The organism is Methylomonas rivi, assembly GCF_024505165.1.
In the GTDB taxonomy this organism is placed as follows: domain Bacteria; phylum Pseudomonadota; class Gammaproteobacteria; order Methylococcales; family Methylomonadaceae; genus Methylomonas; species Methylomonas rivi.
The window spans coordinates 1-5,174 of the sequence record NZ_JANIBK010000201.1 but is presented as its reverse complement, the minus strand read 5'-3'; the positions used below and the strand labels follow the sequence as shown (position 1 = coordinate 5,174).

Annotated in this window: 1 protein-coding gene; it reads right to left on the bottom strand. The window is 59.6% G+C overall.

Annotated elements, in window-relative coordinates; translation table 11 throughout:
• Window positions 1-5,174: non-ribosomal peptide synthetase (locus NP596_RS19600; RefSeq protein WP_256617090.1), on the bottom strand; the 5,174-nt coding region annotated here is incomplete at both ends.

Below are 5,174 nucleotides of genomic sequence, written 5' to 3'. Positions count from 1 at the left end.
GAGCATCAGTCGCGCCAGCTCGGCCGGGTCGCGATGCACGCCGGGTTCGGCAATCGCCAGACGGGCGCCGGTCAGCAAGGGCCAGAAGAATTCCCACACCGAGACGTCGAAGCTGAACGGGGTTTTTTGCAGCACGCTGTCGCCGGGGCCAATGGCATAGGCGTCCTGCATCCAATGCAAGCGGTTGGCCAGCGCGGCATGGCTGTTGGCCGCGCCCTTGGGCCGGCCGGTGGAGCCGGAGGTATAGATGATGTAGGCCGGGCTTTCCGGATGCAGCCTTGGGCTGGGCGCAACACCGGGTTGGCCGTTCAAGTCCAGTTCATCCAGATCGTAGGGTACGCACTGCGTACCGCAAATGCCTTGCAACTTGGGCCACACCGCGCCGTGGCTAAGTAACAAGCCGATGCCGGAGTCTTCGATCATGTACGCCAGCCGGTCGGCGGGATAGTCCGGATCCAGCGGCACGTAGGCGCCGCCGGCCTTGACGATGGCCAGCAGGCCGACCACTAATTCCAAGGAACGTTCGACAGCTATGCCGACAGGAATTTCCGGGCCGACGCCTTGGTTGATCAAATAATGCGCCAAACGGTTGGCACGGCTCTCCAGTTCGGCATAACTCAGGGTTTGCTCGCCAAACGCCAGGGCGATCGCCTCCGGTTGCATGGCGGCGCGTTGGCTAATCAGGGTGTGAATCAAGCCCTCGGGATAGCGGCGCGGCGTGGCGTTCCAGGCAGCAAGCTGGCTTTGTTCGGCCCCTGTTAAAAGCCCGATATTCACTAGCGGCAGTTCGGGTTGCGCCAACCACTGCTCCAACACACTCAAAAAGTGCCGGCTCAAGCGGGCTATCGTCTCGGACTCGAACAGCTCCGCCGCATACACCCAATTGCCGCTAATCAAGCCGTTTTCATCTTCTTCGGTGACCAGGCTCAAATCGAATTGCGCGGCATCCACCTCGCGGCCGATACGCTCTATAGCCAGCCCCGGCAAGGTTTTCAGCACGCTCAAGTCGCGTTTTTGATGGTTCATCATCACCTGGAACAGCGGATTGCGGTTCAGGCTGCGCTGCGGCTGCAACAGTTCGACCAAATGTTCGAACGGCAGATCGGGGTGATCCTGCGCGCCCAGCACGGTTTGCTTGACTTGCGCCAGTAACTGCAAAAAGTTCAGCTCGCCGCGACAATCGCCGCGCAACACCAAGGTATTGACGAAAAAGCCGACCACTGCTTCGGTTTCGATCCGGTTGCGGTTGGCAACCGGAATACCGATGCGTAGATCGGTCTGGCCGCTGTAGCGATGCAACAAGGCCTGAAATGCGGCGAGCAATACCATGAACGGCGTGGTCGATGTTTCGACCGCCAACTGTTTCAGGCGTGCGCTGACGGTCGCCGACAAACTGAAACTTAGCGCAGCCCCGTGGCCACTGGATACCGCTGGCCGGGCATGATCGACGGGCAATTCCAGTACGGACTGTTCGCCGCCGAGTTGCTTAAGCCAGTATTGGCTTTGCCGTTCGCCTTCGCCTGCCGCCAGCCATTGCCGCTGCCAGACCGCGTAATCGGTATAGTTGATGGCCAATGCCGGCAAACGCGGTTGGCGCCGTTCCAGCGCCGCCGCATACAGTTCGGCAAATTCCTCCAACAGGCGACCGACCGACCAGCCGTCGGCCAGCAAGTGATGCAAGGTCAGCCATAATTCGTGGCGTTGCTCGCCGGTGGCAATCAAAGTCGCTCGCCATAATGGCCCTAGTTCAAAATCGAAAGGCACTACCGTTTCTTGTGCCGACCAGGCGGCCAACTCGACCGCCGCATTGGCACAGGCAGTGAAATCGATCAGACGCAACGGCGCCGGGACTAGAATTTCCGCTACTTGCAACGGTTTGCCGTCCATGGCGATGAAGCGAGTTCGCAACATGTCATGGCGGGCCGTCAAAGTTTCAAAACTGCTTTTCAATGCGGCCAAATCGAGCTGGCCGGACAATCGCAAACCGCCGCTAATGTGATAGGCGGTACTCTCGGGTTGCAGTTGCGCCAAAAACCATAGCCGCTCCTGGCCGTAGGACAACGGCAGCGGCCCGCTTAACCCGTAGCGCGAAATCTCGGCTTGCTTAAGCTCAACATTGGCCTCGACCTTGGGCTGACCGACGGCGTCCGCCAGTTCGGCTATGGTCTGTTTTTCAAACAACAGTTTCGGTGTCAGTTTGATGCCCTGCTTACGGCCGCGGGCAATGATTTGCAAGCTCAAGATCGAATCGCCGCCCAGCTCGAAAAAATTATCGGTCACGCCGACCGTATCGGTTTTCAATACCGTTTGCCAGATAGTCGCCAGCTGCGCTTCGAGTTCGTTGCGCGGCGCCACGGTTTCGCGCATCTGCTGCCGAGGTTTGGGCAAGGCCCTGCGGTCTACTTTGCCGTTGGCGGTCAGCGGAATCGCGTCCAGGGCCAGAATATGCGCCGGCACCATGTACTCCGGCAGCTTATTCGCCAGTTCAGCACGCAAAGCATGTACATCCAGCGCTGCCTGCCGCTCGGGCACCACATACCCCAGCAGTTGCAGACGGCCGTCGCTGGCGTCGGCTTCGGCAAGCACTAGGGCATCGGCGACGCCGTTCAAACCTCGCAGGATGCGACCGATTTCGTCCGGCTCGATGCGGTAACCGCGGAACTTGACCTGATTGTCCATCCGCCCCAACCAGACCAGATTGCCGCCATGACAAATCGCCCGGTCGCCGGTGCGGTAAAAGCGTTCACCGCTACGGAACGGATTGGGCAAAAAGCGTTCCGCCGTCATGCCGGGTTTTCCGTGGTAACCGCGCGCCAAGCCGGCTCCGCCGATATACAATTCGCCTGGCACATCGGCCGGCACCGGATTCAAATCGGCGTCCAGTAAATAGGCGTGCACGCCAGGCAAGGGGTTGCCGACAGGTACGGTAGCGCCGGTCTGAACCGCATCGGCTTCGTGGGTCAGCACACCGACCGTGGTTTCGGTCGGGCCGTAATGATTGATGACGCGGCACCGAGGTTTCAGTTTGCGAATGGTTTCCAGCAAATCCCACGGACACGCTTCGCCGCCCAGAATCAACACATGCTCGGGAAGCACGTCGGCAGGATTGGCTGCCTGCAGCAGGCCACGCAAATGACTGGGCACGATTTTCAAGGCACCGATGCGGTTGTCGCTCATCATCTGTGCAAAACGGTCCGGATCGGCGGCGCAGTCGGTGGAAATCAAACTCAACGACCGGCCCGAGCACAAAGCACCGAACAACACGGTGTGGCCAAGATCGGCGGCCGGCGTCGAAACCATTGCCATGGCGCAATCATCCGGCAACGCCAGACGCTGCAATACACCGTGCAGATACCGGTTCAAGGCGGCATGGCTGACGGTAACCCCCTTGGGTTCACCGGTGGAACCGGAAGTGTAGATGCGATACGCCGCCTGCTGTGAATGCAAATCGGGAGGCGCCCATTCGCTGGACAATTGCGCCCAATCCAGTGTGTCCAGATTCGCTATGCGGCAACCGTAAGCGGCCAAGTATTTTACGCCGGCATGACCGGTCACGACGCAGTTGGCGCCGCTGTCCCTTAGCAGTTGCCGCAAGCGTTGTTCCGGCAAGGAGGTATCCAGTGGCAGATACACCGCGCCAATTTTCAAGATCGCTAATAGACTAATCGGCAATAAGGTCGAACGCTCAATCAACACACCGACCGGCGTTTCTCGGGTGACGCCCTGCGCCAACAACGCGTTTGCCAGCCGATTGGCCGCCAAATCCAGCTCGGTAAAATTGAGGCTGCGCTGTTCGTCGCGCACCGCCAAGGCATGCGGCTGACGCAAGACTTGAGCTTGCCAGGCCGCCAACGGATTTGAAAACGCCGGCATCCAAGCAGTATCGGTTTCCAACACGCTTGGTGCGGTCGAGTCGAGCCGCACGTCAGCCAGCCGCACGTGCTTGCCGGCAACGATTTGTTGCAGCAAGTAGTGAAAGCGCCGCGCCAACAAAGTCATCGCACCCGGCTGAAACCGAGCTTTCTGTCCGGAAAAGGTGAAATGCAAGTGGCCGTCCAAACCGGCGATCAGACTTAGCGCATAGTTGTTGCGGCCCCGGTTATGCTTCAATAAGCCGCTGCCATCCTCGTCATCCAGCAACCCGACTTTCAGGCCTTGCATGGGTTGCTTCAATACTTCGTCCAGAGGATAGTTTTCGAACACCAAAATGGCCTCGAACAGACTTTTAGCGTCGCCAAAGGCGGCCAGGCGTTGAATCTCCGGCAACGGGGTGAATTCATAATCGCGCATGTCGGCGGTTTGCGACTGAATGGCTTGCAGCCAACTACTCAGCGCCTGTCTGCCGTCGAGCTCGACGCGCAGCGGCAAGGTGTTGATGAACAAACCGGCCATGGCCTCGATACCTGCCAGATCGGCCGAACGCCCCGACACGGTGACACCGAACAGCGCGGCATCGCAACCGCCATGCCGTCCCAGCAGCAAGGCATAAGCCCCCTGCAACAGCGTGCTAACTGTCACGCCGTAGCGGCGCGCGGCCGCTTGTAAGGCTTGCGTTTCGTTAGCCGGCAGGCTGATCTCGGCTTCTTCATAGAGCGAGGATTCAGTACCGTTGGAGTCTACCGCCAGCGGCAACGGCGTCATCTCTTCGCAACCGGCCAGGCTATTACGCCAGAAATCCAGCGCGCTACGCTGATCGCGGCCATTCAACCAATGCAGATAGTCGGCATAGGCCGGCACCGCCGGCAACGCTTTGCCATGGTAGCCTTGCATGACGTCGCGCAACACCAAGCCCATGCTCCAGCCGTCCAGCGCGATGTGGTGATGACTCCAGATCAACCACCAAACCTCGTCTTCCACCCGGATCAGGCTCAAGGCAAAACCGCGCCGACCGGCAAAATCGAACCCCTGCGCACGCTCGTCGCGCAGGCATTGCGCCAGCATTTCCCAACGTTCAGCGGGCGGCTTGCCGCGCCAATCGGCCTCGAACAAGTCGATGCTTCGGGTTTTGCAGACAATTTGCAGCGGCGCATGGACGTCTTCGTAACAATAAACCGATCGCAAGGCCGGATGGCGGGCGATGGCGTTTTGCCAGGCCGCGATGAACCCGTTCGTATTCAATGGCCCGCGTAGCGAGAATACCCGCTGATAGAAATACGGATCGTCATCACCGTGCT